Here is a 25,525-nt window from a genome sequence, read left to right as displayed (position 1 = left end):
CTTAGAACGTTCGATCCATAAGCTAGCAGAATTTGCGCTTGACACCAGCGTGATGGATGCTCAGAGTAATGTAACGAGCGTTCCACTGGAGGGGTTGGATGCGCACATCGACAGGTATCTGGTGGGAGAGCACCGGCGCGGGGGCGCCGGTGCTCCTGATCAACGGATTGGGGTCAGCATCGACATCATGGTTCCGCTTGCTCCCGGGGCTCGACGGCTACCGGGTGATCACGTTCGACAACCGCGGTGTGGGGCGTACCGGGTGTTCCCCGGAACCGTTCGGCCTGCCCACGATGGCGACCGACGCGGTCGCCGTCCTCGACGCGGCGAACGTCGACCGGGCGCACATTCTCGGCCTTAGCATGGGCGGCCTGATCGCCCAGGAGCTCGCCCTCAGTCACCCCGGCCGAGCCAGCTCATTGATGCTGGCCAGCACCCACGCCGGCGTACCGCACCTGACTGTCGCGGCCTCCGCAGTCGCCACCATCGCCAACCTGCCACCCGAACAGCGCAGTCAGGCGCTGACACCGATCCTGTACGTCGACGACACCCCCGCGGCCGAGATCGACCGCGACATCGAGGTCGCCAGCGTCATCCCGACCACCTCCGAAGGCATGCGCAGTCAGCTCCTCGCAGCCTCGCCGTGGGACCGCCACGACGAACTCCACCAGCTGGATCTGCCGACTCTCATCCTCCACGGCCGAAACGACCGACTGGTCCCGCTATCAGCCGGCGAAGCCTTGGCCGCAGCCATCCCGCACGCCGAACTGGTCGTCATCGACAACGCCGGCCACCGCATCTTCACCGACCAAACCCTCCTCGCCACCCAAGCCGTCACCACCTTCCTCCAAAAAGCCGCCCAGCTCATCAGGTAGATGGTTAGGTGATGACGTGTCCGAGCCGATTCACCCCGTCTACCTGGAGAACGGCGTCCTGCCGCGATAAATCGGTACGGCGATGCGGGGGAATCTGCCACGATCATCGGATGGGTGCACTGGATGCGGTGGCCGGCAGGGTCACCGGCGGTGCCACTGTGGCGTTTCGGCCCAGTGGTTCATCGATGGTCCCGCTGATCCGCAGCCGGCAAGAGGTCGTCGTCACGCCGGTCGACCCGACCCAACTGGAGGTCGGGGACATCGTCCTCGCCCGCGTCGCCGGAACCGTCTACCTGCACCTGGTGTCAGCCGTGGATCCCACCAAGAACCGGGTCCAGATCAGCAACAACCGCGGCCGCATCAACGGGTGGACCAGCCACGACCGCGTCTTCGGCATCTGCCTGTCGGTCGACGGCATCACCCGCCCGAGAGCTGCCGCCAAGAAGCTTGGCGAATCTGCGCAACAACAGGACGTATAGGTCCACTGCATCGCCCGGCCACGCTCGCCGTCGCCGAGCAGGTACGGCGACCGGCGTACACCTCCTGTCCTTCGGAGGATCGGCCCGCCCGCAACGGTGGTGTGAGCTGTCGTCGGACGGGTGGGTGGTTCGCGCCATCAGTGGTGGCGTGAGACACCTTGTGACTGCTGGAGACCTGCTGCCATAGGTCTCCGCCCACCGGTTCCTGTCTCCGGCCACCAGTGGTGGCGCGACGCCAGGGGAGTTCCGGAACCGGCGAGGGGGTGTGCATGCGCATTCCGGCGCGTAGGGTTCGCGGCTAGTAAGCGCTTTCCGGGATGCTGGGAGGATTTGTGAGGCGAACTGTTGGGGTGGCTGTCACGGTGGCGGCGTTGGGGGCCGGGCTGCTGGGGGCCGGGGTGCCGGCTCAGGCTGGGCGACCCGATCGTGGGGCGGTGGTGACGGGGACGTACTCGAGTGGGTCGGCGCAGACCTGGCAGCCGTTGCCATCGGCGTTTGTCGGGAACGATCGGGGTACGACGCCGGACGCGACCGTGGTGATCGACCCGAGCACGTTGCGGCAGAAGTACAGCGGGGTTGGGTTCTCGCTCGACGAGACCAGCGTGTCGAACCTGTGGAAGCTCACGCCGGCCGAGCGGGACCGGGCGATCCGGCTGCTCGTCGACCCGAAGAACGGCGCCGGGCTGGACAGGTTCCGGTTGACGATCGGCAGTCCGGACCTGATCGAGCACCTGCCGTTCTGGTCGTACGACGAACTGCCGGCCGGGGTGACCGAGGACTTCGGGCTCAAGTACTTCTCGATCAAGCGGGACCTCGACACGCATATCGTCGACACGGTCAAGCTGATCCAGCGCTACAACCCGAAGGCGACGTTCTTCGCCTCCGCGTGGAGTGCGCCGGCGTGGATGAAGACCAACAACCGGTTCACCGGTGAGGTCGCACTCAAGCCCGGCAGCACCACGTCGTACTACCAGGTGGGCAAGCTCCGCGACGACTGCATCGACGTCTTCGCGCGCTACTACGTGAAGTACATCCAGGCCTTCGCCAAGCACGGCATCAACGTCGACGCGCTCACGCTGCTCAATGAGCCGGGCATCGATGTCGTCTACCCGGCGATGGACATCAGCGTCGAGCAGCAGCAGAAGCTCGCGGTGGCGATCAAGAACGAGGTACGGCGGGCCGGCCTGTCGACCCAGCTCTACGTGCACGACTTCAACTTCTGGGACTGGCGCGACCCGAACAGCACCGCGACCAAGAACTACTACCGGATCTTCAACGACCCGAAGACGAAGGCCGCTTCGGACGCGATCGCGTTCCACCCGTACTGGGGCGACCCGACGGTGATGCGGGACGCGTACGAGCAGACCGGCAAGCCGGTGCACATGACCGAGACCAGCGACCTGAACCCGGCCACGATCCTGAACTACTTCCGGCTGGACGCGTCGTCGTACGTCATGTGGGCGCAAACCACAGACCAGGACGGCGGCACGCTGCACTGGACGCCGGCCCGGGACAACAACATCGACTGGGCCGAGGTCGGTCGGACGACGAAGTGGCCGAACCGCTTGGTCAAGGTCGACACCACCGCCCGCACCTTCACGGTCCGCGACGAGCTCTACGCGATGGGCCAGTTCGCCAAGTACCTCGGCCCCGAGCACACCCGCGTCGAGTCCGGTACGACGACCAACGGGATCAGCAACGTGGTCTACAAGGACCGCGGTGACAACTTCGTGGCGATCGTCGGAAACTCCAACACCACGTCCAGCCAGGTCCGCGTCGCGATGGCCGGAAAGACCTTCACCGTAACGGTTCCGGCCAACTCGTTCGCGACCTACCGCTGGCACGGAGATGTCCCGTCCCAGCACGGCAACCACGCTCCGGTGCTGAACGACGTACCGGATGTCGTTGCTGATCAGTACGGCGCCGCGCAGGTGCAGCTCGCTGCGAGGGACCGGGATCGGGACAAGCTCGCGTACTACGCGACCGAGCTGCCGGCCGGGGTCAGCCTGGACGCGCAGACCGGTCTGCTCACGCTCCGCCCGACCGTCGCCGGCGTTCAGACCGTGAAGGTCCGTGTCACCGATGGCGCTGCCAAGGACGAGACGACGATCAAGATCACCGTCACGCCGCACGGTACGCCGGTCGGCCAGAACATCGAGGCGGAGTCGTACGTCGCGCAGAGCGGCTGGACCGACGGCGGCGCGAACTTCGTCGAGTCCAACCCATCAGCCAGTGGTGGCAAGAACATCGGCTGGACCGACACCGGCAAGTGGCTGCAGTACCGCGTCGATCTGAAGAAGGCGGCCACCTACAACCTCGAGCTGCGCGTGGCCAACGGCACCGGCGCGGTTGCCCCGGACGCGATCTCGATCCGGGACGCGTCAGGCGCCGTACTGACGAAGGTCTCGGTACCGGCTACTGGCGGCTGGGCGACGTACCAGTCGGTCAGCACTCAGGTGACGCTGCCGGCCGGCGAGCAGAACATCACTGTCTTCTGCGAGAGCGGTGGCTTCAACCTGGACTACTTGAAGCTCACCGAATGAGACGGAGGTGGGAAGGGGCCGGCGGGGCTCCTTCCCACCTCACCTCAGGTCAGGCCCAGGGATCGAACGGGATCCCGCTCGGCTTGGAGGCGTTCAGGAGGTTGCGGAAGCGATCGTCCTTGTCGGTGATCTTGATGGTGGCCGAACCGAAGTTGGCGTTCATCAACGTGGTGCGCAGAGCCGTGCTCGGCCAGCCGTCGTAGCCGACCAGCGGCGGGTAACGCCAGTTGTGGTAGTGGTTCTCCGGCGGTTCGTCGTTGCTGTTGGCGAGCCGGTAGAAGTGCGTGCTGGCGCCGTCTTTGTGGTAGACGACCTTCGGGTGCGTGCCCTCGAAGCGGACCTGTGAACGTGGGTAGGTCACTTGGCTCGCGTGCTGTGTCGTGGTCACGAACTCGACCTGGTTGGACGCCTGGTTGATCCAGGAGATGACGTGTTCGAAGTCGTGCCGGTGACCGCCGAGGCCGCTGCCGGCCACGGCCTGGTCCTTCTCGAAGTAGCCGGCGTAGACAACGGCACACCAGCCGTTGTTGCACTTCGAGCGTGAGTAGGTCTGGGAGTTGTCGAGGTCGGACTGGTCACGGCAGCTGCCGTTGACCGCGCCGGTCGTGTTGAGGCCCGGGTTCAAGGTGCCGTCGGCACCGATCGCCGGTACCTGGTAGCAACCGTCGCCGTCGTAGTCGAAGGCGGGCGAGAAGGACTGCTCGTAACCGTTCGCGTTCTGCGGGAGGCTCGGCGGCGGCGCTGCGTACGCGGCAACGGTCGTCGCCACCAGCAGGGTCGCGGTACCGATCGCCACACCGATCAACCGTCGGCGAGCGCGGGAATGATCTGTCATCGTCACTCCTTCGGGGCGGAAGAACAACGTTCCCGACGATGACAGACCAGCCGCTTGTCCGTACATACTTCACCAGCGAAAAAATGAGGAAACTTCAGGCATACGGGTCGAACGGGATTCCACTCGGTTTGGACACGTTGAGCAGGTAACGGAACCGGTCGTCCTTGTCGGTGATCTTGATGGTGGCCGACCCGAAGTCGGCATTCATCAAGGTGTCGCGCAGACCGGTGCTCGGCCAGCCGTCCCAGCCGACGATCGGCGGGAAACGCCAGGTGTGGTAGTGATTCTCCGGCGGTTCGTCGGCGCCGTTGGCGAGCCGGAAGAAGTGCGTCCCCGGGCCGTCCTTGTGGAAGACGACCTTCGGGTGACTACCGTCGAAACGGACCTGCGAGCGCGGGTAGGTGATCTGGCTCGCGTGCTGCGTCGTGGTCACGAACTCGACCTGGTTCGACGCTTGATTCACCCACGAGATCACGTGCTCGAAGTCGTGCCGGTGACCGCCGAGACCACTGCCGTCGACGGCCTGATCCTTCTCGAAGTAGCTGGCATACATGACCGCACACCAACCGTTGTTGCACTTCGAGCGTGAGTAGGTCTGCGAGTTGTCGAGGTCGGACTGGTCGTGGCAGTTGCCGTTCACGGCGCCGGTCGTATTCAGACCGGGGTTGAGCGTTCCGGTCGGGCTGATCGCCGCGACCGGATAACAACCGTCGCCGTCGTAGTCGTAGGCGGGCGAGAAGGACTGCTCGTAACCTCCCGCGTTCTGCGGCAGGGTCGGAAGCTGGTCGGCGTAGGCCGTGGCCGCGGTGCTCACCAGAAGCGTCGCGGTCGCGATCAGTACGCCGAGAGTCCGGCGCCGACGGGTGGATTGTGGAGTTGGGGCGGGCGGAAGCGGATCTGTCATGGTCGCTCCTTCAGGCGGATGACAACGCTGTCGAACCGTGACAGATCCACCCCGCTCTGGTAAATACTTCACACGATAAAGTTTTCTAGAAACCCGAGTTCCCCGCACCCCGGTCGAGCGTGAAGCCGGCGGTGTTGCTCAGGCCGCCCGAAGCCGCACCGCTGACCGTGACGTAGGTGAACGTGCCGCTGCCGGCAACCTGCAGATCGATGCCGTACGTACCGGTGTTCTGCACCTTGACGTGATCGAAGGTGATGTTGCTGACCGTCTTCTGCCAGCTCATCAAGATGCCTTGATAGGTGCTGTCGATGATGTCGACGTCCTTGATCAGGATCGGTGCCGTGATCTCACGGGCCTCGGCGTAGATCCACAGTCCGCCCTGGCTGCTGTTCCAGTCGGTGTTGAAGCCGCCGGCCCGGGTGATCGTGTTGCGCTGGACAACCGTCGTACCGGCGAAGGGTTGCGCCGAGTGCCAGGTGCTCAAGGTGATCCCGGATGCCGTGTAGACCGTGTCGGACAACAGGTTGTCCTCGATCCGGTTGTTCGCGCCGCCGTAGATCGCGGCAGTGTTGGCCAGCGTCGGTAGCGCTGCGGTGTTGAAGGTGAACGCGCAGTCGGAGACCGCGCTGTTGAAGGACCACATCGCCATCGCGTCGTCGCCGGTGTTGCGGAACACGCTCTGGTCGACCCGGGTGTTGCGGACCGGGCTTCCGTCACCGCTGAAGGTGTTCAGGTTGAGTCCGTCGGCGAACATGTCGCGGACCCGGACCCCGACGATGTAGAGACCGTTGGTCCCGCTGTTGGCCCAGAGGCCGGTCTTCGAGTGTTCGATCCAGACGTTGTGTACCAACGATCCTGTACCGAAGTTGCCTTCGATCGCCGAGTCCGTCGTGACCTGACCATCGGGGTCGCGGTAGCGGACGTCGCCCGCGAAGGTGAAGTCGGCCAGCTGCACGTTGCTGCCGGTGGCGAAGAGTCCACCGCGCCCGGCAGTGCCGCGGATGGTCGAGTACCACATGCCCGCGCCCCGGATGGTGACGTTGTCGACGTTCACCCGCGCGGTGAGGTCGAAGGTGCCGGCCGGAATCCACAGCGTCTTGCCGGCCGACTTCGCCGCGCTGATCGCCGAGTTGAACGCGGCCGTGTCATCCCCGCCACCCGACACCGCGCCGTACGCCGTGAGCTCGACCGAGTTCGCCGGGATCGTGTACGCCGGAGCGACAACCTCGGTGTCGATCAGATCGATCGTGATCGGGGTGGACGTGTCGTTCTGCAGTCGCAGGACAGTTCCCGCCGGGTACGACGGCAACGTCGTACGGGCTTCGTCGTAGAACCGGTGTCCGCCACCGAGTCCCGGGTCGTTCGGGAACGGGTAGCTGCCGTAGACCCAGCTGTACGCCGACGTCAGCGACAGGTCCTTGACCTTCGAGCCGCCGGTGTAGATCCCCAGCGGAGCGGTGATCCCGGTACCGCCTGCGTTGTCCGGAATCGAGTAGCGGACGACGAGCGAGTTGGTCGGCTTGGTCAGAGTGAAGTCGACGTACTTGCGGGCATTGTCGAGCCGGACCGCGCGCCGACCGGAGGACTCGGAGGCGACCGTGCGATAGGTGCGGTCGGGACCGATCGCAACCCCGTTCGTACTGGCGTTCTCCGCTTCGTACGAGGTGTACGCAACCGTGGCACCGCGGGCGGCCAAGCTCGCCGATCCGGCGACCGCCAGGTCGTCGAGCTCAACGTTGCCGCTGTCACCGCTGTCGTACTGGTAGCCGATCAGGTTGAGGCCCGCGCGCAGGGTGAGCGACTGCTGAACCGTTGCCCAACCGCTGGTCGCAGGCAGCGAAAGCCGGCCGGCCTTGATGCCGTTCGCGTAGGTGCTGAGGGTCTTCGTGCTGCCAGTGGAGTTGTTGTAGCGAAGGGTTGCCGTGGCCGCGCCTGCTGCGGTCACGTTGACGGTACGGATAGCACGAGCGCCCATCGCGGTGAAGCCGGTGACGTAGCCGGTCCCGGCGTACCCGGCGATCGAGGTCGCGGCGGAGGTGCCGCCGGAGAGGAAGGCATTCTCGAGGGCAGGCCCGCCCGACGGCGGCGGCTCGGTTGCTTCGGTGATCGTGACGTTGTCCAGATTGACGTTGCCGGAGTCGGCGGTGTCGAAGCGGTAGGAGATGCTGTTGCTACCGGCAACCAGAGTGACTGCTTCGGAGGTGGTTCCCCAGGTATCCCAGTTCGCCGTCGCGGGGAGGGTGATTTGGCGCAGTCGGATACCTGCGACGTACAGCGAGAGGGTTTTCGCGGTGCCGGTGCCGTTTGCGTAGCGCAGGGTCAGGGTGGCGGGGCCGGCGCTTGCTGAGACAGTGGTGGTGACGGCCGCGGTGCCTTTGTTTCCGTCGGTGAAGCCGCCGATGAAGCCTGTGCCCGAGTAGCCGGGGTGGTCGGTTTCGACGGCGGCGCCGCCGGAGCGGGTGCCGTTCTCCAGTTCGTAGGTGACGGGTGCCGCAGCGGCGGGAATCGCCAACAGGGTAAGGAAGAAAGTGAGGACGGATAGCAGTGTGAGTCGAGATCGGGACATGGCGGTGCCCTTCTGAGAGGGATGACTACTAGCCCTTCACGGCGCCTGTCAGAGCGCCGGTCTTGAGGAAGAAGCGTTGGAAGACCGCGAACAGCACCACCGGGATCACCGTGGAGATCGCCAGCGCGGCCAGGAACACGTCGAGTTCGACGAACCGTTGCAGCGCGGGCAGCCGGACCGACAGCGGTTGCAGATCGGGATCCGGGAGGACGAGCATCGGCCAGAGGAAGTCCTTCCAGGCGGCGATAATCGCGAACACCGAGACCACCCCGAGGATCGGGCGGGACATCGGTAGCACCACCGACCAGAACAGCCGGAACGGGCCGGCGCCGTCGACCCGCGCCGCCTCGAACACCTCACGCGGCAGGTTGTCGAAGAAGCGCTGGACCAGCAGGATGTTGAAGGCGTTCGCCCCGGCCGGCAGCCAGACCGCCCAGAACGAGTTGATCAACGAGACCTTCAGCAACGGCGGATCGACGATCGTCAGATAGAGCGGCACCAGCAGCACCACCGACGGGACGAACAGCGTCGCCAGCACGACACCCGTGATCACCCTCCCGTACCGCGGCCGCAGTACAGACAGGGCAAAGCCTGCTGTCGTTGCCACCAGCAACTGCACCAGCCAGGAGCCGGCGGCGAGCGCGACCGTGTTCAGGAAGTACTTGTCCACCTCGACGCGGCTCCAGGCCGTCGCGAGGTTGGCCCAATCCACGCCGTGCGGCCACAGCGCGAGCGGCGACCGCAGCGTGTCCTGCGTCGGCGTGATCGCCGCCTTCGCCAGCCACAGCATCGGACCGAGCCCGATCACGAACAACAACACCAGCAGTACGGCGTGCAACCCGCGGGTCGTCCGCCGGATGCCCGGCCGATGCCACTCACTGGGTGACAGGATCCCGCGGCTCATACCTTGCTCCAACCACGCGTCAGCCGGAAGTACACCGCGGACAGCAAACCCAGTACGACGGCCAGCATGATGCTCAACGCGGTCGCCATCCCGTACTGCCCGCCCAGACTGTTCGCGAACGCGTAGTCGTAGATCAGCAGGAGCAGGGTGGTGGTCGAGTTCGCCGGGCCGCCGCCGGTGAAGAGGAACGGCTCCAGGAACACCTGCGCCGTACCGACGATCTGCAGGATGAACGTGATCAGCAAGATGCCGCGCAACTGCGGCAACGTGACGTGCCAGACCTTCCGCCAGATCGACGCGCGGTCGAGCTCGGCGGCCTCGTAAAGATCCGTCGAGACCCCGGTGAGCGCCGCCAGGTAGATGATCACCGTTCCACCCGCTGCCGCCCAGGTAGCCTCCAGAACCAGGGACGGCATCACGATCGCCGAGTCCTGCAACCAAGCCACCGGCCCGATCCCGACCACCCCGAGGATCGTGTTGAACACTCCGGTTGGTCCGGCGTCGTAGAAGAATTTCCACAGCAGTACGGCGACCACCGGCGGAATGACCACCGGCAGATAGGCGAGCGCGCTGTACAACCCCTTGAACCGCCGGACCTCGCTCATCAGCACCGCGGCGAGCAGCGGCACCGGATAGCCGAAGAGCAGGGCGAGGAACGCGAAGTACAGGGTGTTCTTGATCGCCGTCCAGAGCAGCGGATCAGCCAGGACATCCCGGAAGTTCTGCAGCCCGACGAAGGTGGACGGCGTGACCAGGTTCGTCTCCTGGAAACTCATCACCACGGCGCGCCCGATCGGGATCCAGGAGAAGATTCCGAAGACGAGCAGCAGTGGCAGCAGGAACACGAGTGTGCTCAGCCCACCGCCCCGGATACGAGAGGCCATGGGTCAGTTCCGGTCCAGCAGGGCCTGGGCCTCGGCGTCGGCGTTCTTCAGCAGCTTGGCGATGTCCGCGTCCTTGTTGGTCAGCACCGACTGCACCACCGGGTCGAGCAGCTTGTAGACCTCCTGCGTCGACCGCACCGGCTCGGCCACCAACTGCTGGTCGAACATCTTGTCCGTGTACGGCTTGAACTGCTCCAGCGGCACGTTCACGTACGACTTCACCCAGCCGAGAGACTCGTCGTACGTCGCCTTGTCGAACACCGGCAGTTGCGGAGCGCCGACCGGCTGCTTCGAGGCTGCGGTGGTCTTCGCGTCCAGCGCGGCGGCGTCCTTGTTGGTCAGCTTGTTCAGGTAGAAAAAGTCGATCCACTTCACCGCAGCTGCTTTCACAGCCTCGTTGGCTTTCGCGCTGACCGTCGCCAGCGTCCCACCCCCGAGCACACCAGCCTCCGGCTTCCCAGCCAGCGGGAGCACGGTGACGCCGTACTCGGCCGGCTTCAGCGCGTTCTGGGTGACCAGCGAACCGTAGTTGCCGCCGCCAGAGACGTACATGCCCACTTGGCCGGAGGCGAACGCCTGGTTGATGCCGCCCCAGTCGTAGAGGAAGTTCGAGCCCATGCTGTTGTCGGTCCAGCGCAGGTCCTTCAGCCACTGCAGCACCGAGGCCAGCTCCGGCGTGTCCAGCTCCGCGGTCGCCTTGGCACCCTCGAGCTTCTCGGTGCGACCGCCGTACGCGTAGTCGAGCGTGGTGAGGATCCAGCCGCCGGTGTTGTCCGTGGTCAGCTGCGCATAGCCGGCCTTGCCGGTCTTCTCGGCGATCTGCTTGGCAGCCGCCCGTACTTCGTCCCACGTGGTCGGCGGCTTGTCCGGATCGAGCCCGGCCTGCTTGAACAGCGCCCGGTTGTAGTGCAGAGCCTGCCCGTACGCCGCGATCGGGACGGCCCACATCTTGCCGTCCTCGGCCTTCCCTGCCTTGGCCACGTTCTCGTTGAACTTGCTTGCGTACGGCAAGCTCGAGACCAGGCCGCTGATATCGGCGATCTGCTTGCGTTCAATCAGCCCGCGACCGTCGGTGAAGGGCACCGTGAACACGTCGGGCAGCGTGCCACCGGCGAGCTGCGCGGTGAACGTCGTCGCCGTCCAGTTGTACTCCTGCGGGGCGATGTCGATCCCCGGGTTCGCCTTCTCGAACTGGGCGACGCGCTCGTCGAAGGCCGCGATCGCCCCCTTGTCGAGACCAGGATCCCGGGCAACCTTGAGCGTCACCGGACCGTCCGCCTCAGGTTCGGGAGTCGAGCTGGAGCAGGCGGTCAGACCGGCCGCCAGCGCCAGAACCACTGCAATGGTCTTCATGGTCGTTCTCCTTGCAGCCGCACCCACGCGGCGGTGTCGGTGGGCAGATCGCCCGTCAGGGGAGCGCTGGCGAGCAGCACGGTGGAGCCGGCCGGCAACGGTCGGGAGGCGCCGAAGTTCACCAGGCAGAGCACGTCGCCACGGGTGAAGGCGAGCAGATCCTGCCCGTCCAGCGGATGCCAGGCGAAGGACTCGTCCAGGTCCTTGCGCGCGGCAAGCATCGAGCGGTAGAGCGAGAGCATCGAGTCCGGGTCTGCGGATTGGGCCTCGACCGACCGCGAACCCCAGTCCGCCGGTTGCGGCAACCACGGGCCGAAGCCGTGCGAGTTGAACCCGAAGCTCGAACCGATAGTTGTCCACGGCAAAGGAACTCGGCAACCATCGCGGCCGGGGTCAGTGCCTTCGGAGCGATAGAAGATCGGATCCTGCAAGGCCGCGGTCGGCAGGTCCTCCACCTCAGGCAGCCCGAGTTCGTCGCCTTGGTAGACATACAGCGAGCCCGGCAGTGCACCCGTGAGCAACGCCGCGGCCCGGGCCCGGCGGTTGCCGAGAGCAAGATCAGTCGGTACGCCGAAACGCTTTGCGTCGAAGGCGAATGAGGTGTCCGCACGGCCATATCGGGTGACCGGCCGTGTCACATCGTGGTTCGACAGCACCCACGTGGCCGGTGCATCGACCGGCGCGTGCGCGGCGAGCGTCGTACGGATGGAGTCGCGGAGCGCGGAGGCGTCCCACGGTCGGCCCATCAGGTCGAAGTTGAACGCGGTATGCAGTTCGTCGCTGCGCAGGTACCGGGCGAACCGCTCCGGATCCGCGAGCCAGATCTCACCGACGAGCATCCGTGGCGGATCGTAGGAGTCGGCGACCGCGCGCCAGCCGGTGTAGATCTCGTGCAGTCCGTCCCGGTCGACGAACGGGTGGTCCGACGTCTCGCCCAGGTCGGGGAAGGTCGGATCCTTGACCGGCATCGTCGCGCTGTCGATCCGGACCCCGGCCACTCCACGGTCGAACCAGAAGCGCAGCACCTCTTCGTGCTCGCGCCGTACGTCGGGATGGTTCCAGTTCAGGTCGGGTTGTTCGGGGGTGAACAGGTGCAGGTACCACTCGCCCGGCGTACCGTCCGGGTTCTTGGTCCGGGTCCAGGTCTCGCCGGAGAAGCTGGAGATCCAGTTCGTCGGGAGCTCCTCGCCGGAGCGGAACCAGAACCGCTCGCGCTCCGGCGAACCGGGCCCGGCGGCGAGCGCGGCCTTGAACCACTCGTGCTCGCTGGAGACGTGGTTCGGCACGATGTCGACGATCGTGCGAATGCCCAGGGCGGTGGCGTCCGCGATCAGCTGCTCGGCCTCCTCGACGGTTCCGAACGCCGGATCGATCGTGCGGTAGTCGGCCACGTCGTACCCGCCGTCGGCCAGCGGGGACAGGTACCACGGGGTGAACCAGAGGGCGTCGACGCCGAGCTCACGCAGGTATTTCAGGCGTGATCGGACGCCGGCCAGGTCTCCGGTCCCGTCGCCGTTGCCGTCCGCGAAACTGCGCGGGTAGACCTGGTAGATCACCGCGTCCCGCCACCACTGGTCCATCCGGATTCTCCTTCGTTCGTGGTAGGTTTAGCGCTCCACCTTCATCGGAAGGTAATCTCCGGGAAACGAAACTGTCAACAGTTCGAGGAGGCTGCGTGCGGGTCACGCTGAAGGACATCGCGGACGAGGCCGGCGTGAGCATGATGACGGTCTCGAACGTCGTGAACGGCAAACGGGCCCGCGTCTCGGCGGAGACGATCGAGCGGATCGAACGCATCGTCGCGGCCCGCGGTTACGTCCCGAGCGCGTCGGCGCGCAGCCTGGCCGCGAAGTCGTCGCGGATGATCGGTCTACTGGTCCCGGCCGCCGACGAGGACAGCCTGATGATCAGCCCGCACAACGTCGCGATCCTCGGCCAGATCGAGCGTCAGCTACGCAAGAGCGGTTATCACTTGCTACTTCGCGGGATCGCTCAGCCGAGCGAGGTCGGCGAAGCGCTGAAGTCGTGGAGCCTCGATGGTGCTGTGCTGCTCGGCTTTCTCGACGAAGACGTCGACCGACTGACACCAGGTGCCGTAGGCAACGTTTCGCTGCTTGCCGTCGACAGCTACTCGGACAATCCGCTCACTACCGGCGTCCGCTCCGACGACCACACCGGCGCCCTACTCGCCGCCCGGCACCTGATCGGCCTCGGCCACCGCGAGATCGTCTTCGCCGGCCCAGCCTTCAGCGGCGCCGGCGTCGTCCACCAGCGGCACGCCGGCTTCCGGGCCGCGTTCACCGAGGCCGGACTGACCTGGACCGAACGCGTGATCACGGTGGAAACAACAACCCACGCCACCGGCCGCGACCTCGGCCACCGCATCCCCACCGAGCATCCCGAAGCCACAGCCGTCTTCGCGACCGCCGACATCCTCGCCATCGGCATCATGGAAGGCCTCGCCGACACCGGTCACGCCGTACCAGAGCAACTCTCGGTCATCGGCTTCGACAACCTGGACCTCAGCGAGTACGTCACCCCAAAACTCACCACAGTCGCCCAAGACATCCCCCAAAAAGCCGCCCTGGCCGTAGAACGCCTCCTCGCCACCATCGAGAACCACCAACCCCCCGACTCCCCCATCACCCTCAACGTCCAACTAATCGAACGCGCCTCCACCGGCCCCGCCCGCTAGCCGCCTTGTCCGCTCGCGCGGTCTGCGGGGATCTACTGCGGCTGGGTGCCTGTTGCGATTTGGCGGCTGTTGCTCTCCAGACCGGTTTGGGGAGCGGTATCGCGGCAGGGTGATCGGTCGCGGTGGCTGAGGGCTTTGTCTGGACAGGAACCCCGCCTTCCCGGATGTGCTCGTCCCGTCCGGCCGCTCGGATTCGGCCGGCGAGGTCCGCGGTGGCTGGTCGCCGCTGCGGCCGGTTTTACTGAGACGGGTGGCTGGGGTGGTCTTCGGCTGGGCCGGATGGTGCGGTTGGTGACCGGGTTTCCGTTGCCTGTGGCTGACGGGCTCTGGCTGAGCAGGCTGCTGAGGAGGCCTGTTCGCTGACCGGTCGCTGTGGTTGCTCCCGACGATCCGGAGGCCAGTCAGCTGACCCGCCGCCGCGGTTGACCACTACGGTTCGGGTCGCCTGCCTCGCCTGCCTGGCCCGCGGAAATTTGGCGGGATATCCGTTCAAATAGGCCCTTCTCTGCTCAAAATATGAGGGGAGAACCAGCAACTTGCAGGGAGATCCCCTCATTTTCTGAACCGCAACCGAAGCCCGGAAGCTCAGATGACCGGCACGCGGTCGCCGGCCTCGCCATCCCCCTCAGCCACCGGCGACGCCCGCCTAGCACTTCAGCAAATCGGCCGCCGCGGCGACCAGCCACCGACCACGTGTCCGGCCTGTCCGGTGCGGCGCGAATCGGGGGCCACCAACCACCTTTGCGGGGACCTGCTGCCGCTGAGAGACAGCAAATCCCCGCAAACCCGCATCATCGAGCGATTTGCCCGCCTTTGTGGAGCATTCGGGCCGCTGGGCGCACATTTATTACCACAAAGGCGATTCCGCCCGCCTCAGACGGGCGTCGCAGGCGGGCAAGCGCCTTGTACGTCGGCGGCGGCATCCGAGGGCTCGACCAGCAGACCGGGCGGAGTGTTAGCGGGCTACTCGGTCTATGCGTTGGCCGTGGCGGTCGAAGAGGTAGACGCGGGTCATGTCTACGGCGAAGGCGACTTGGTCGCCGGGTACGTGGGGGGTGCTGGTGTGGAGCTCGACTACCAGGTCGGCGCGGCGGTGGGTGGGGGCTGAGGTTTCGGGGATGGCGGCGCGGGTCAGTTCGCGGCGGTGCAGGATGCCGGAGCGTTTGGTGGCTCGGGCTGCGCGGCGCCAGAAGGAGCGGCGGGAGTGGGCGGTGAGGCGTTCGGGTTTGCTGCGGCCGATCAGGTCGGGGTTGACCATGTCGATGCCGGTCTCGACGTACGCGATCCACTGGTGGCCGTGGTATTCGAGCGTGCGCAGCTTCCCCGCCAGCCGGTTGACCGGGGATTCGCCGTCGAGCGTGAGGGCGTCGCTGCGGACGCCGATCACGATCTCCTCACCACCCCGACGGAGCAACAGCGTCGTACGGCGATCGTCCGGGTCGAGGTGGAGCGCCTGGCCGCCGCCCAGCACCAGGCTGACCCGGCCGCCCTCGGCGCGGACCGAGCTGGAGAGCAGGTTGATCCGCGGGGTGCCGAGGAAGCCGGCCACGAAGGCGGTGGCCGGGTCGTCGAAGACCTCGGCCGGTGTACCGACGTCCTCGAGACGGCCGTCTCGCATGACGGCGATCCGGTCGGCCAGCGTGAGCGCCTCGACCTGGTCGTGGGTGACGTAGACGGTCGTGATGCCGAGGTCGCGGGTCATCGCGCCGATCTCCTGGCGGAGCTCGGTGCGCATCGCGGCGTCCAGATTCGACAGCGGTTCGTCCATCAGGAAGGCCGAGGGCTGCCGGACGATCGCGCGCCCGATCGCGACCCGCTGCCGCTGCCCGCCGGACAGCGTCTGCGGCAAGCGATCCAGCGTCTGCTGGATTCCCAGTACGCCGGCCAACTGGCGCGCCTTCTCGCTGGCTTCCTCGGGTTTTTCGCCGGCCATCTGCAGCGGGAAGGTGATGTTCCCGCGGACCGTCTTGTTCGGGTAGAGGGCGCCGTTCTGGAAGACCATCGCCACGCCGCGAGCTCCTGGCGCCATCCAGTTCGCGTGCTGCTCGCCGAAGTACAGGTCCCCGGCGGTGATCTGCTCCAGGCCGGCCATCATCCGCAGCACCGTCGACTTGCCGCAGCCCGACGGCCCGAGCAGGACCATGAACTCCCCGTCGGCGACGTTCAGCGAGAATTTGCTGACAGCAAGATGTTCCCCGTCGTACGACTTCGTGATCGAGTCGAGGCGGATCGAACTCATCGAGCGAACTCCCAGAGGGGGCGGGAACTTAACGGGGGCCTAACCTATAGCTGAGCCTCCACCCACTGTCCAGGGCAAAGCAAGCGATTCACCGGGACCACTCCGCTACGCAACGGAGTCGGAACGGTCCGTGCCGGTCAGCTCCGCCGGTAGAGCCGGAAAGCGCTCCGGAACGAGTCGACGACGTACGTGGGCAGGCGCAGGCCTTGTTTCTGGGCCCAGAGCAGCTCGAGCTCGACCTGGCCGACCTGCTGCGCATACTTCTGGATGCCGATGTCGCCCTCGGCGGTGATGCCCAGGTCCTCCATCACGCCACCGAACTCCGCGCGCTGCCGCTTGTTGTAAGCGCCGACGACCTCGAAGGACTGCTTGCGCAGCAGCCGGGTCAGCCACTTCTGCCAGGGGGCCATCTCGTCCCACAGGCCGCGGGCCGCGATCTTGTAGTACGCGAAGTGGCCCGGCTCCTGGCGGCGGATCGGCGCGATGATCGTCGACGCGACCGCCTTCTCGTCGAGATCCAGCAGGCCCTTGTGGAGCAGGTTGTAGGCCAGGATCGCGGACTTCTCGGTGGCGACGCCGGTCAGGTAGTAGAGCATCCGGCTGATGTCCTGGATCACCGGCAGGTGCGCGAGCGCGCCGAGGAACCGCAGCTGGAAGGAGATCTTGTCGACGTTCGGGGCCGAGACCGGCAGGCCGGCCAAGGTCTGCAACCGGTCCAGCAGCAGGCCGTGGTGGATCTCCTGCGGCGACCAGACGTCGGCGTAGAAGAGCTTGTCGACCGGCGGCGGATCCGGGAGCAGCAGATTCAGCTCCAGGACGTTGCGCTCGACCTCGAGCTCGACGCGCGTCATATACGCCAGCACGCCACCGAACCTGCTGGCCAACAGGTCTGGTCGTTTCATGCTGAAATCGGCGCTGTCCAACGGGATCGGCGGGTGGTCCTCACCGAGCCGCTCGACGTGCTCGAACAACCGCGCCTCGACGGTCTCCGCCTTGCGCGGCCGGCTGAACCGGACGCGTGATGTCTCCGCGGCGGTCATCGGGTGTCCCCTTGCCAGCCACAACGTACGTTGTCCCGGCCTCTCACCACGACGGATCCCCACCCCTTCGGGCCACAGCAACTGGTCGGTCGACGATTTGTCTCGTCCAGGCTAACCGCGCCCGGACCAGGATCGGCCACCCTTTCGGAGAAACCTCGTGTGGCCTTGACCTCATGAGGCGGCGCCGGACTCCGCGAAGAGCAGCCACCTTCAGGGTACCGGCTTCCATGGACAGATTGCCGTGCTGCCCACCACAGAACGAGTCGCTTCACGCCCATCCTTCGGCGCCGACGGGTGCCCGGATGGCCGCCCACTCGGGCCAGATCATTGAGGGCGGCCGTGCCGATGACTGTGCGTAGTACCTCGTCACGCCCGTACGCCGGGATCCAGTCCACTGCCGACCGACGTACAGCTCGCTGACCGATGAGCAAGCGGAGGAAGGCATTATGGCGATCGATCGGCGAACACTCCTCAAGGTGGCAGGGCTTCAGGCAGCAGCGGCCGTGCCGTTGGCCGGGATGGCGGCGGGGGCAGCTCAGGCCGGGGCACCCCGCAAGCGGGTGGTGGTGCTGGGGGCCGGGTTGGCGGGGCTCAGTTCGGCGTACACGTTGATGAAGTCCGGGTACGACGTGACGGTGCTGGAGGCAACGGAACGGCCGGGCGGCCGGGTGCTGACCGTCCGGGACGGGTTCCACAAGGGTGGGCACGCGGAGATGGGTGCGACGCGGATCTTCGAGACGCACGAATACACCAACCGCTACGTCCAGCACTTCGGACTCGAACTGGCGCCGTACGACGCCGGTCAGCGGGCGTTCTTCGTCGAGGGCAAGCGTTTCATGGCGCCGCCGGCCGGTACGCCGTGGCCGATCGCGGGGATGACGGAGGCCGAGCGGGCCGACCCGTTCTCGTTCTTCCCGAAGTACATCCTGTCCGGGTTCGACCAGCTGGGTGATGTGCATGCGGCGGGCTGGCCGGGAGCGTTCCCGTCGACAGCGGCACTGGATCGACAGACCTTCGCGCAGTACATGCGTAGCCAGGGCGCGTCAAAGGCGTGGACGGAGTGGTTCTTCGCGCAGGAAGGACACCTCGGGCGGATCAACGCGCTCACGGTGTTCGCCGAAGAACACGTTGCCTCGGGCAACACTGTGACGAGCATCGTGGGCGGCAACGACAAGTTGCCGAAGGCATTCGCCAAGGCGCTCGGGAGCCGGGTCAAGTACCGCAGCGAGGTGGTGCGGATCGCGGCTCGACCGCACGGGGTGACGGTGAACTACGTCGATCGCTGGGGACGCCATCAGATAGAGGCAGACCGGGTCGTATGTGCGATGCCGTTCGTCCCATTGCGCCGGGTGGACCTGTCCGGATGTTTCTCACCGGCGAAGATGGCCGCGATCCACCGACTCAAGTACGTCGCCGCGGCCCGCTGCTACTTCCAGACCAAGTCGCGCTTCTGGCAACCCACGCTGGGCGGACTGAACCTGGTCGGCACGGACACCTCGGTGGGCCGGATCTGGAACACCAGCTCCCAGCAGGCGGATCCGAAGCTGGGCATGATCCACAGCTACATGCTGGACACGGATGCCCTCGACTTCGCCAAGCGCGGTCCTTCCTCGCGGGTCGCGCACATGCGTGGCGAATTCGAGAAGCTCTTGCCCGGGTTCAAGGGTCAGGAACTGGTCGCGCGGACCAAGGTCTGGCAGGAGGACCGCTGGATCGGCGGCGTCACCGGCATGGTCGACCCCGGTGACCTGACCTGGATGTACCCGGCGATGCGGCGGCCCGAGAACCGCATCCACTTCGCCGGTGAACACACCTCGCTCTGGATCGCCTGGATGAACGGCGCCCTGGAGTCCGCCGACCGCGTCGCCACCGAGATCCTCGAGGCCGACCGTGGCTGACCTACCTGATCAACGCGCTGCGCACTCCGGTGGTCGGATCGTCTTCGTGGTAGACGCGTTCGCTCGGCTCGATGTTGTCGAGGAACTTCTGGTACAGCACGGAGCCGTGCAGGGAAGCGAGCACCTGCATCGGCGCGAGGGCGCGTAGCGGCTGGCTGTCTGGCAGGTGGCGCTGCCAGGCAGCGGCCCAGACGGTCGCGGCGTGGTCGCGCTTCTCCGGTGGCAGCCAGTCGTAGAGCCGGCGCAGGTCGGTCGCCGGATGGCCGATGAAGCTGTCCGCCCAGTCGACGATCATCCGGGTCGTGCCGTCCGAACGCCAGTTGCCGGGGTGGAAGTCGCCGTGCACCAAGGTGATCGGCAGACCGGATTCATCCAGCTCCGCAACGATTCCCGGGAGGGCGTCGACGAGTTCACGGGCTTGGGCGTTCTCGGTGGCGGACAGTCGTGCTCCGACCTCACCGGCCAGCATCTGGGTCAGCTGCCCGGCCAATTCGTTCGGCAGCAGCCTCGGCGTACCGAGATCGTCTGTGGACAAGGAAGCCTGGACGGCGACCCAGCGCGTGAGGACGTTCTCGACGGTCGCCGCATCGGGTTCCCAGCAGTCGATCCCGGGCGCGTGCGCGAGGAGTGACCAGCGCCGATCCAGGTCGACGCCAAGAACTGCCGGCCCGAGCTGGGCATCGTGCTGCTGCACGCGCTGGATGATGTCTGCGTCGACGCTGCAGAACGGGCTCGTCGCCTTCGCCCAGGCGCCCCGGAGCCGGATCAAGCATGAGAGATTCCACGTCTTCACCTGCGCCCAGTCCGACGTACCGAGGATCTCGCTCGCCCACGAGATCATCCGCCGCGGCCCGTCCACCTCAGCCCAGCTTGCGCGGTGCGGTTCCGGCCGGTTCAAGTCCTTCGACCATTCGTTCTCGGCCGGATCCAGTACGCCGGGAGTCGGCTCGCCGTCAGCTTGAACGTGATAAACCACCCGCCCACCACGCCCCACCTCGGCCTCATCCGCATGCAGCAACCGCAGCACCACGGTCCGAACCCCCAGCACGTCGTCCAGCTGCGCGGTCGCGTCCTCGATCTCGGCCCACCAGACCCGATCCGCCTCGAACGCCGGCAACGTCCCGACGTACCGATCCCCCACGGTCACCACCGCGACCACACTCTTGGTCTCCACGCCCTCAGTCTCCGCACCCACTCGACAACCTGCCAACCGACTTTCCAGTACGGCGGGTCGGGGTGGATCGGTTCGGTGGGGGCAGGGTTCGGGGGGCGGTTGGGGACGAATGTCAAACGGGCACTTGCGGAGGGCGGACCTGAAGCCGCATCCTGGCCAAGCTCACGGGGGCGTGGGGATCAAGGGTGAGCTGGGGGATTTTTTCATGCGTTTTTCCGTCCAAAGGGAAAATGGACTGTCGTTCCGGCGAGTGCTGGCTGTGATCTGTGTGTCACTGTTGGTGCCGCTGGTGGCGACAGGGTCGGCGCGTGCCGTGGGCGCGCCGAGTGGGTTCAGCGAGCAGACCGTGTTCAGCGGGTTGACCAACCCGACGAACGTGGCGTTCTCGCCCGACGGCCGGGTGTTCGTGGCCGAGAAGAGTGGGCTGGTCAAGGTCTTCGCCTCGCTCGACGACCCGACGCCCAGCGTGTACGCCGATCTGCGGACCGAGGTCTACAACTTCTGGGACCGTGGTCTGCTCGGGCTCGCGCTGCATCCGAACTTCCCGGCCGATCCGCGGATCTATGTGCTGTACACGCACGACGCGGTGATCGGCGGCCAGGCGCCCAAGTGGGGTACGGCGAATGTCAGTGACGACCCGTGTCCGACGCCGCCCGGCCCGACGAGCGACGGTTGCATGGCGAGTGCCCGGCTGGCGGTGCTCACGCAATCCGGATCGACCGTGTCCGAGCAGGTGCTGATCGAGGACTGGTGTCAGGTCTTCCCGAGCCACTCCATCGGCACGATCGAGTTCGGTCCGGACGGCATGCTGTACGCCGGCGGCGGTGACGGCGCGAGCTTCACCTTCACCGACTACGGCCAGGACGGCGATCCCAACTCGGATGCGACCCCAAGCAACGCCTGTGGCGACGGGACCGCGCCGGTCGGCGCCACCCTGACCTCGCCGACCGCCGAGGGCGGTGCGCTGCGATCCCAGGACCTGCGCACGCCCGGGGACCCGACGACGCTGGACGGCTCGATCATCCGGCTCGACCCCGACACCGGCCAGGCCGCGCCCGGCAACCCGCTCGCGTCCAGCACCGATCCGAACGCCCGCCGGATCATCGCCCAGGGTCTGCGCAACCCGATGCGATTCACCTTCCGGCCCGGGACCAGCGAGCTGTGGGCCGGTGACGTCGGCTACGCGACCTGGGAGGAGATCAACCGGATCACCGTCCCGACCGAAGGCGTCAAGAACTTCGGCTGGCCCTGTAACGAAGGCACCCGGATCTCGACCGCCTTCCAAGCGGCGGACCTGAACGTCTGCAAGAGTCTGTGGGCCGCCGGCTCGACGGCGGCCTCCGGGCCGTACTACACCTACCGGCACACGGCCCACGTCACGCCGGACGAGACCTGCTCGGTCGGCAGCTCGTCGATCTCCGGGCTGGCGTTCTATGCCGGCGGCAACTACCCCGCCGAGTACGACGGCGCGCTGTTCTTCGCCGACTACAGCCGACGTTGCGCGTGGGCGATGCTCAAGGGGAGCAACGGCCTCCCGGACCCGACGCACATCGTGCAATTCACCTCCGGGTACGGCGCGACCCGGCTGCTCACCGGTCCCGGCGGCGACCTGTTCGCCGTCGACTACGACAACGGCGCGATCAAGCGTTACGTCTACGACGCCACGAACAACCCGCCGACCGCGGTGATCCAAGCGGACAAGACCAGTGGCAATGCGCCACTGCAGGTCAACTTCGACGGACGCGCATCCAGCGACGCCGACAACGATCCACTCACCTATGCCTGGGACCTCGACGGCGACGGCCAGTACGACGATTCCACCGCGGCGACCGTGCAGCGTACCTACTCGACCGGTCCGGTGACTGTGCGACTGCGGGTCAGCGACGGCAAGGGCGGTACGGCGACGACGTCGACCCAGATCAATGTCGGCAACACGGCACCGACCGCATCGATCACGTCACCAGGCCCGGCCGTCACCTGGAAGGTCGGAGAGACGATCTCGTTCTCGGGATCGGCGACCGATGCGGAGCAGGGCGCCTTGCCCGGTTCCGCGCTCACCTGGGCGCTGATCATGCATCACTGTCCGAGTGATTGCCATGTGCACCAAATCACCTCGATGACCGGGGCGAGCGGCTCGTTCGCCGCGCCTGATCACGAGTACCCGTCGTACCTGGAACTGAAGCTGACCGCGAAGGACGCCGGCGGGCTGACGGATGTGAAGAGTGTCCGGCTGGACCCGAAGACGACCAAGCTCAGCTTCGCGACCCAGCCGAACGGGCTGCAGGTCACCTACCTGGACAAGACGCTGAAGGCACCCGCGACCGCGGAGACGATCACTGGGTCGACTGGGTCGGTTTCGACCGAGCCGGTGCAGCTGATCGGGACGAACATGTACAAGTTCGCGTCGTGGTCCGATGGCGGTGCGCGGAACCACAACTTCGTCGCGCCGGACAGCGCTTCGACGTACACGGCGACGTACGTGCCGAAACGGAACCTGGCTCTGAATCAACCAGTGACGACCTCGAGTGTCTACAGCAATCGGCCCGGATCACTCGCGGTGGACGGCGATGCGGCCACGTTCTGGTCGAGCGCGCGCAGCGATCCGCAGTGGTTGCGGATCGACCTCGGACGGGCGCAGGTCGTGAACCGGGTGCTGCTCAGCTGGCTGTCGACGTCGTACGCGAAGTCGTACCAGATCCAGACGCTGGAGAGCGGTCGGACGTGGCGGACGGTGTACTCGACCACCACCGGCGACGGCTTCATCGACAGCCTCGGCTTCACGTCGACCAAGGCCAGGTACATCCAGATCAACATCACCGCACGCGGCGTCCCCAACAGCTACAACGGTCTGTGGGAGATGGGCGTCTACACCGACGAGGGCGACGTCACCGGCATCGCCGGGAAGTGCGTCGACGTCGCGGGCTCGCAGACCGCCGACGGCACTGCAACCCAGCTGTACACCTGCAACGGCACCGACGCCCAGCGCTGGCTGGTCCTGGACAACGGCACCATGCGATCCACGCTCGGCAAGTGCCTGGACGCCCGCAGCACAGCGGCCAAGAGCCCGGCAGTCCTCTGGACCTGCGACAACAGCCCCGGCCAGAAATGGACCCCACGAGCCGACGGCACCCTCCTGAACGTCCGATCCGGCCTCTGCCTCGAACCAGCCGACGGCCTGAACACCGACCGCACCAAACTCGTCATCAACGCCTGCAACGCCTTGGCGACCCAGAAGTTCGTGATGCCGTAGGCGCTGCATCGCCAACGTCCGAAGGATCCGTACACCTGGTCTGCGGTTCTTTCGGACGTTGCGAGACGTACAACCGGTGTTCACCGGTGGGGACGAGGGTCTCGGTCATGGTGAGTCGGATCGCTCTGGTGGGGACCGCGGCCTTGGCCGCGATGGCGTTGGTGGCGGGCGGGGCCCAGGCTCATGAGCGGCCGCCGGTACAGGCGAAGGTCGTGGGTACGGCGACGTTGCCGGATCTCGGGCTTGGAGCGTTCTCGAACTCGTTGATCCGGCACTCGGTCGGGAACGACCGGCAGATCGACCTCGGTGGGATCGGCAGCGACATCTACCCGACCGACCGGCCCGGTGAGTTCTGGACGGTCACCGACCGCGGGCCGAACGGCCAGATCAAGGTCGACGGCAGCAACCGTCGTACGTTCCCGGTGCCCGGGTTCGACCCGGCGATCGTGAAGGTCCGGGCCGACGGCAGCAAGCTTCGGGTGCTGTCGGCGATTCCGATCACCACCCGCCACGGCGACCCGGTCACCGGGCTCTCCAACCAGGAGAGCCGCGACGAACTGCCTTACACGTACGACGCCTCGACCCGCCTGACCGTGAACCCGAACGGACTCGACACCGAAGGCCTGGTCCGCGCCCACGACGGCACGTTCTGGCTGGTCGACGAGTACAGCCCGTCCCTGGTGCACGTCTCCGCTCGCGGCCGGGTGCTCGCGCGGTACGTGCCGAAGGGCCTGAAGCTGACCGGGGCCGACTACCCGGTGATCGAGTCTCTGCCCGCGATCTTCCTTACCCGCAAGATCAACCGCGGCTTCGAGGGCCTCGCCCAGCTGCCCGGTGGCGACCTGGTCCTGGCACTGCAGAGCCCGCTGCTGAACCCGAGCAAGAAGATCGGCGAGGCGTCCCGCACGACCCGTCTGGTCCGCTTCTCCCCGCACCGCGGCAAGGTCACCGCCGAGTACGTCTACCGCTTCGACCCGGTCGGCGTCGTCGACCCCGGCGAGGACGACACCACCGAGCTGAAGATCTCCTCGGTGATCGCGGTCGGCCGCGAGACCCTGCTCGTCCAGGAGCGCACGGACAACGCCGCTCGCCTGCACCGCGTCGTACTGCGTGACTGCGACAACATCCTCGGTACGGCGTGGGACGACACCGCGACCACACCGTCGCTGGAAGCTCTCGCCGACCCCGCCGCGGCCGGCGTACCGGTCCTGCCCAAGAAGCTCTTCCTCGACCTGAACATCGTCGCCGGTGCCCCGAAGAAGATCGAAGGCGTCGCCCTCACCTCCAAGCACACCCTCGTCGTCATCAACGACAACGACTTCGGCATGACCGACGGCCCCGCCGCCTTCGATGCCGCAGGCAACCTCATCGACAGCAACATCGAAACCAAGCTCGTCACCATCCGGCTCCCCTGAGGACCGAGGTCCGGACTACTCCAGCCAGGTGGTTTCGAAGGTGGGGTTGGCGTGGATGTGCAGTGCCTCGTAGCCGCCGGGGCCGGTGCGGAACTTGTGCGGGGTCTCAGCCGGTACGACGAGGATCTGGCCGGCGTGCGCGACGAGCTGCTGGTCTGCGACGGTGAAGGTGGCCGAACCGCGCCGGATGATGAAGGTCTCGGCGTACGGATGCAGGTGCAGGCGGGGGCCGACACCTTCCTTGGTGGTGGATTCGAGAATCAGTGACACACCGGCACCGCCTGGTAGCTCGGTGTAGTTTTCTTCCCAGCCGTCCCCATCGTCCCGGCCGTCGGCGCGATCGATGACGAAGGCTCCGGTGTTCGCGATCTCGGTCACAATGACCCCTCCCTCGGTTGGATCCCCGTCACCGTAGCCTCGCCCGAGGTTCTTTCACGACGCTTTCAATCTGGTTGCCTGGGTACCGGAACT

General features: G+C 66.4%; 18 protein-coding genes. 7 read left to right on the top strand and 11 right to left on the bottom strand.

Features of this window, described 5'->3' with window-relative positions; all coding sequences use genetic code 11:
* The first annotated feature begins 98 nt into the window (after positions 1–98).
* The 3 genes from OG474_RS22025 (at position 99) to OG474_RS22015 (ending at position 3,897) form a co-directional block, all read left to right on the top strand.
* Positions 99–875, top strand: coding sequence for an alpha/beta fold hydrolase (locus tag OG474_RS22025; protein WP_405064238.1), 777 nt, complete (start codon positions 99–101; stop codon positions 873–875).
* 110 nt (positions 876–985) lie between these two features.
* A complete protein-coding gene (locus OG474_RS22020; RefSeq protein WP_405064237.1) occupies positions 986–1,354 on the top strand; it encodes a hypothetical protein in 369 nt (122 codons plus the stop codon).
* A 332-nt stretch (positions 1,355–1,686) separates the two neighbouring features.
* Positions 1,687–3,897 (top strand): carbohydrate-binding protein, encoded by a 2,211-nt coding sequence (locus OG474_RS22015; RefSeq protein ID WP_405064236.1) that lies wholly within the window; start codon positions 1,687–1,689, stop codon positions 3,895–3,897.
* Between the two features lie 49 nt (positions 3,898–3,946).
* On the opposite strand, the gene OG474_RS22010 is transcribed toward OG474_RS22015, so the two are convergent.
* The 7 genes from OG474_RS22010 to OG474_RS21980 form a co-directional block, all read right to left on the bottom strand.
* On the bottom strand, positions 3,947–4,732 hold the full coding sequence (locus OG474_RS22010; protein WP_405064235.1) for an NPP1 family protein: 786 nt from the start codon (positions 4,730–4,732) through the stop codon (positions 3,947–3,949).
* Positions 4,733–4,826: 94 nt separating this feature from the next.
* Positions 4,827–5,636 carry an NPP1 family protein gene (locus OG474_RS22005; RefSeq protein WP_405064234.1) on the bottom strand — a complete coding sequence of 270 codons (810 nt, stop codon included), beginning with the start codon at positions 5,634–5,636 and terminating at the stop codon, positions 4,827–4,829.
* Between the two features lie 85 nt (positions 5,637–5,721).
* Complete coding sequence (locus OG474_RS22000) at positions 5,722–8,148, bottom strand: carbohydrate-binding protein (RefSeq protein WP_405064233.1); 2,427 nt, start codon at positions 8,146–8,148, stop codon at positions 5,722–5,724.
* Positions 8,149–8,230: 82 nt separating this feature from the next.
* Positions 8,231–9,106: a carbohydrate ABC transporter permease gene (locus OG474_RS21995; RefSeq protein ID WP_405064232.1), complete on the bottom strand. Its 876-nt coding sequence runs from the start codon at positions 9,104–9,106 to the stop codon at positions 8,231–8,233.
* Positions 9,103–9,990: a carbohydrate ABC transporter permease gene (locus tag OG474_RS21990; protein ID WP_405064231.1), complete on the bottom strand. Its 888-nt coding sequence runs from the start codon at positions 9,988–9,990 to the stop codon at positions 9,103–9,105. The genes OG474_RS21995 and OG474_RS21990 overlap by 4 nt, the downstream gene beginning before the upstream one ends.
* A gap of 3 nt (positions 9,991–9,993) precedes the next feature.
* Complete coding sequence (locus OG474_RS21985) at positions 9,994–11,343, bottom strand: ABC transporter substrate-binding protein (RefSeq protein WP_405064230.1); 1,350 nt, start codon at positions 11,341–11,343, stop codon at positions 9,994–9,996.
* A complete protein-coding gene (locus tag OG474_RS21980; protein WP_405064229.1) occupies positions 11,340–12,923 on the bottom strand; it encodes a glycoside hydrolase family 13 protein in 1,584 nt (527 codons plus the stop codon). The genes OG474_RS21985 and OG474_RS21980 overlap by 4 nt, the downstream gene beginning before the upstream one ends.
* A 95-nt stretch (positions 12,924–13,018) precedes the next feature.
* On the opposite strand from OG474_RS21980, the gene OG474_RS21975 reads away from it, so the two are divergent.
* Entirely contained in the window at positions 13,019–14,038 is a 1,020-nt protein-coding gene (locus OG474_RS21975; protein WP_405064228.1) for a LacI family DNA-binding transcriptional regulator, read from the top strand.
* Positions 14,039–14,993: 955 nt separating this feature from the next.
* Here the strand turns inward: OG474_RS21975 and OG474_RS21970 are convergent.
* On the bottom strand, positions 14,994–16,277 hold the full coding sequence (locus tag OG474_RS21970; RefSeq protein WP_405064227.1) for an ABC transporter ATP-binding protein: 1,284 nt from the start codon (positions 16,275–16,277) through the stop codon (positions 14,994–14,996).
* A gap of 137 nt (positions 16,278–16,414) precedes the next feature.
* Complete coding sequence (locus OG474_RS21965; protein WP_405064226.1) at positions 16,415–17,317, bottom strand: GTP-binding protein LepA; 903 nt, start codon at positions 17,315–17,317, stop codon at positions 16,415–16,417.
* Positions 17,318–17,763: 446 nt separating this feature from the next.
* Between OG474_RS21965 and OG474_RS21960 the strand changes: the two genes are divergently transcribed.
* A complete protein-coding gene (locus OG474_RS21960) occupies positions 17,764–19,215 on the top strand; it encodes a flavin monoamine oxidase family protein (RefSeq protein ID WP_405064225.1) in 1,452 nt (483 codons plus the stop codon).
* 1 nt (position 19,216) lies between these two features.
* On the opposite strand, the gene OG474_RS21955 is transcribed toward OG474_RS21960, so the two are convergent.
* The gene (locus tag OG474_RS21955) at positions 19,217–20,389 is read right to left on the bottom strand and encodes an aminoglycoside phosphotransferase family protein (RefSeq protein WP_405064224.1); all 1,173 of its coding nucleotides are present in this window, start codon (positions 20,387–20,389) and stop codon (positions 19,217–19,219) included.
* A 289-nt stretch (positions 20,390–20,678) separates the two neighbouring features.
* Here OG474_RS21955 and OG474_RS21950 point away from each other — a divergent pair, with 289 nt between their 5' ends.
* Positions 20,679–23,639 carry a PQQ-dependent sugar dehydrogenase gene (locus OG474_RS21950; RefSeq protein WP_405064223.1) on the top strand — a complete coding sequence of 987 codons (2,961 nt, stop codon included), beginning with the start codon at positions 20,679–20,681 and terminating at the stop codon, positions 23,637–23,639.
* Between the two features lie 107 nt (positions 23,640–23,746).
* On the top strand, positions 23,747–25,054 hold the full coding sequence (locus OG474_RS21945) for an esterase-like activity of phytase family protein (RefSeq protein ID WP_405064222.1): 1,308 nt from the start codon (positions 23,747–23,749) through the stop codon (positions 25,052–25,054).
* Positions 25,055–25,069: 15 nt separating this feature from the next.
* Here OG474_RS21945 and OG474_RS21940 read toward each other — a convergent pair whose 3' ends face one another.
* On the bottom strand, positions 25,070–25,432 hold the full coding sequence (locus tag OG474_RS21940) for a cupin domain-containing protein (RefSeq protein WP_405064221.1): 363 nt from the start codon (positions 25,430–25,432) through the stop codon (positions 25,070–25,072).
* Between the last annotated feature and the right edge of the window lie 93 nt (positions 25,433–25,525).

The sequence above is a fragment of the Kribbella sp. NBC_01505 genome (assembly GCF_045040285.1).
Lineage (GTDB): Bacteria > Actinomycetota > Actinomycetes > Propionibacteriales > Kribbellaceae > Kribbella.
This window is presented reverse-complemented; position numbering and strand designations above follow the sequence as displayed.

Bases quoted from the DNA above. Each gene is read 5' to 3' on its own strand.
- OG474_RS22020 (WP_405064237.1), top strand. From the start codon at position 986: ATGGGTGCACTGGATGCGGTGGCCGGCAGGGTCACCGGCGGTGCCACT.
- OG474_RS21980 (WP_405064229.1), bottom strand. From the start codon at position 12,923: ATGGACCAGTGGTGGCGGGACGCGGTGATCTACCAGGTCTACCCGCGC.
- OG474_RS22025 (WP_405064238.1), top strand. From the start codon at position 99: ATGCGCACATCGACAGGTATCTGGTGGGAGAGCACCGGCGCGGGGGCG.
- OG474_RS21965 (WP_405064226.1), bottom strand. From the start codon at position 17,317: ATGACCGCCGCGGAGACATCACGCGTCCGGTTCAGCCGGCCGCGCAAG.
- OG474_RS21995 (WP_405064232.1), bottom strand. From the start codon at position 9,106: ATGAGCCGCGGGATCCTGTCACCCAGTGAGTGGCATCGGCCGGGCATC.
- OG474_RS21985 (WP_405064230.1), bottom strand. From the start codon at position 11,343: ATGAAGACCATTGCAGTGGTTCTGGCGCTGGCGGCCGGTCTGACCGCC.
- OG474_RS21960 (WP_405064225.1), top strand. From the start codon at position 17,764: ATGGCGATCGATCGGCGAACACTCCTCAAGGTGGCAGGGCTTCAGGCA.
- OG474_RS21970 (WP_405064227.1), bottom strand. From the start codon at position 16,277: ATGAGTTCGATCCGCCTCGACTCGATCACGAAGTCGTACGACGGGGAA.
- OG474_RS22010 (WP_405064235.1), bottom strand. From the start codon at position 4,732: ATGACAGATCATTCCCGCGCTCGCCGACGGTTGATCGGTGTGGCGATC.
- OG474_RS21945 (WP_405064222.1), top strand. From the start codon at position 23,747: ATGGTGAGTCGGATCGCTCTGGTGGGGACCGCGGCCTTGGCCGCGATG.
- OG474_RS22005 (WP_405064234.1), bottom strand. From the start codon at position 5,636: ATGACAGATCCGCTTCCGCCCGCCCCAACTCCACAATCCACCCGTCGG.
- OG474_RS21990 (WP_405064231.1), bottom strand. From the start codon at position 9,990: ATGGCCTCTCGTATCCGGGGCGGTGGGCTGAGCACACTCGTGTTCCTG.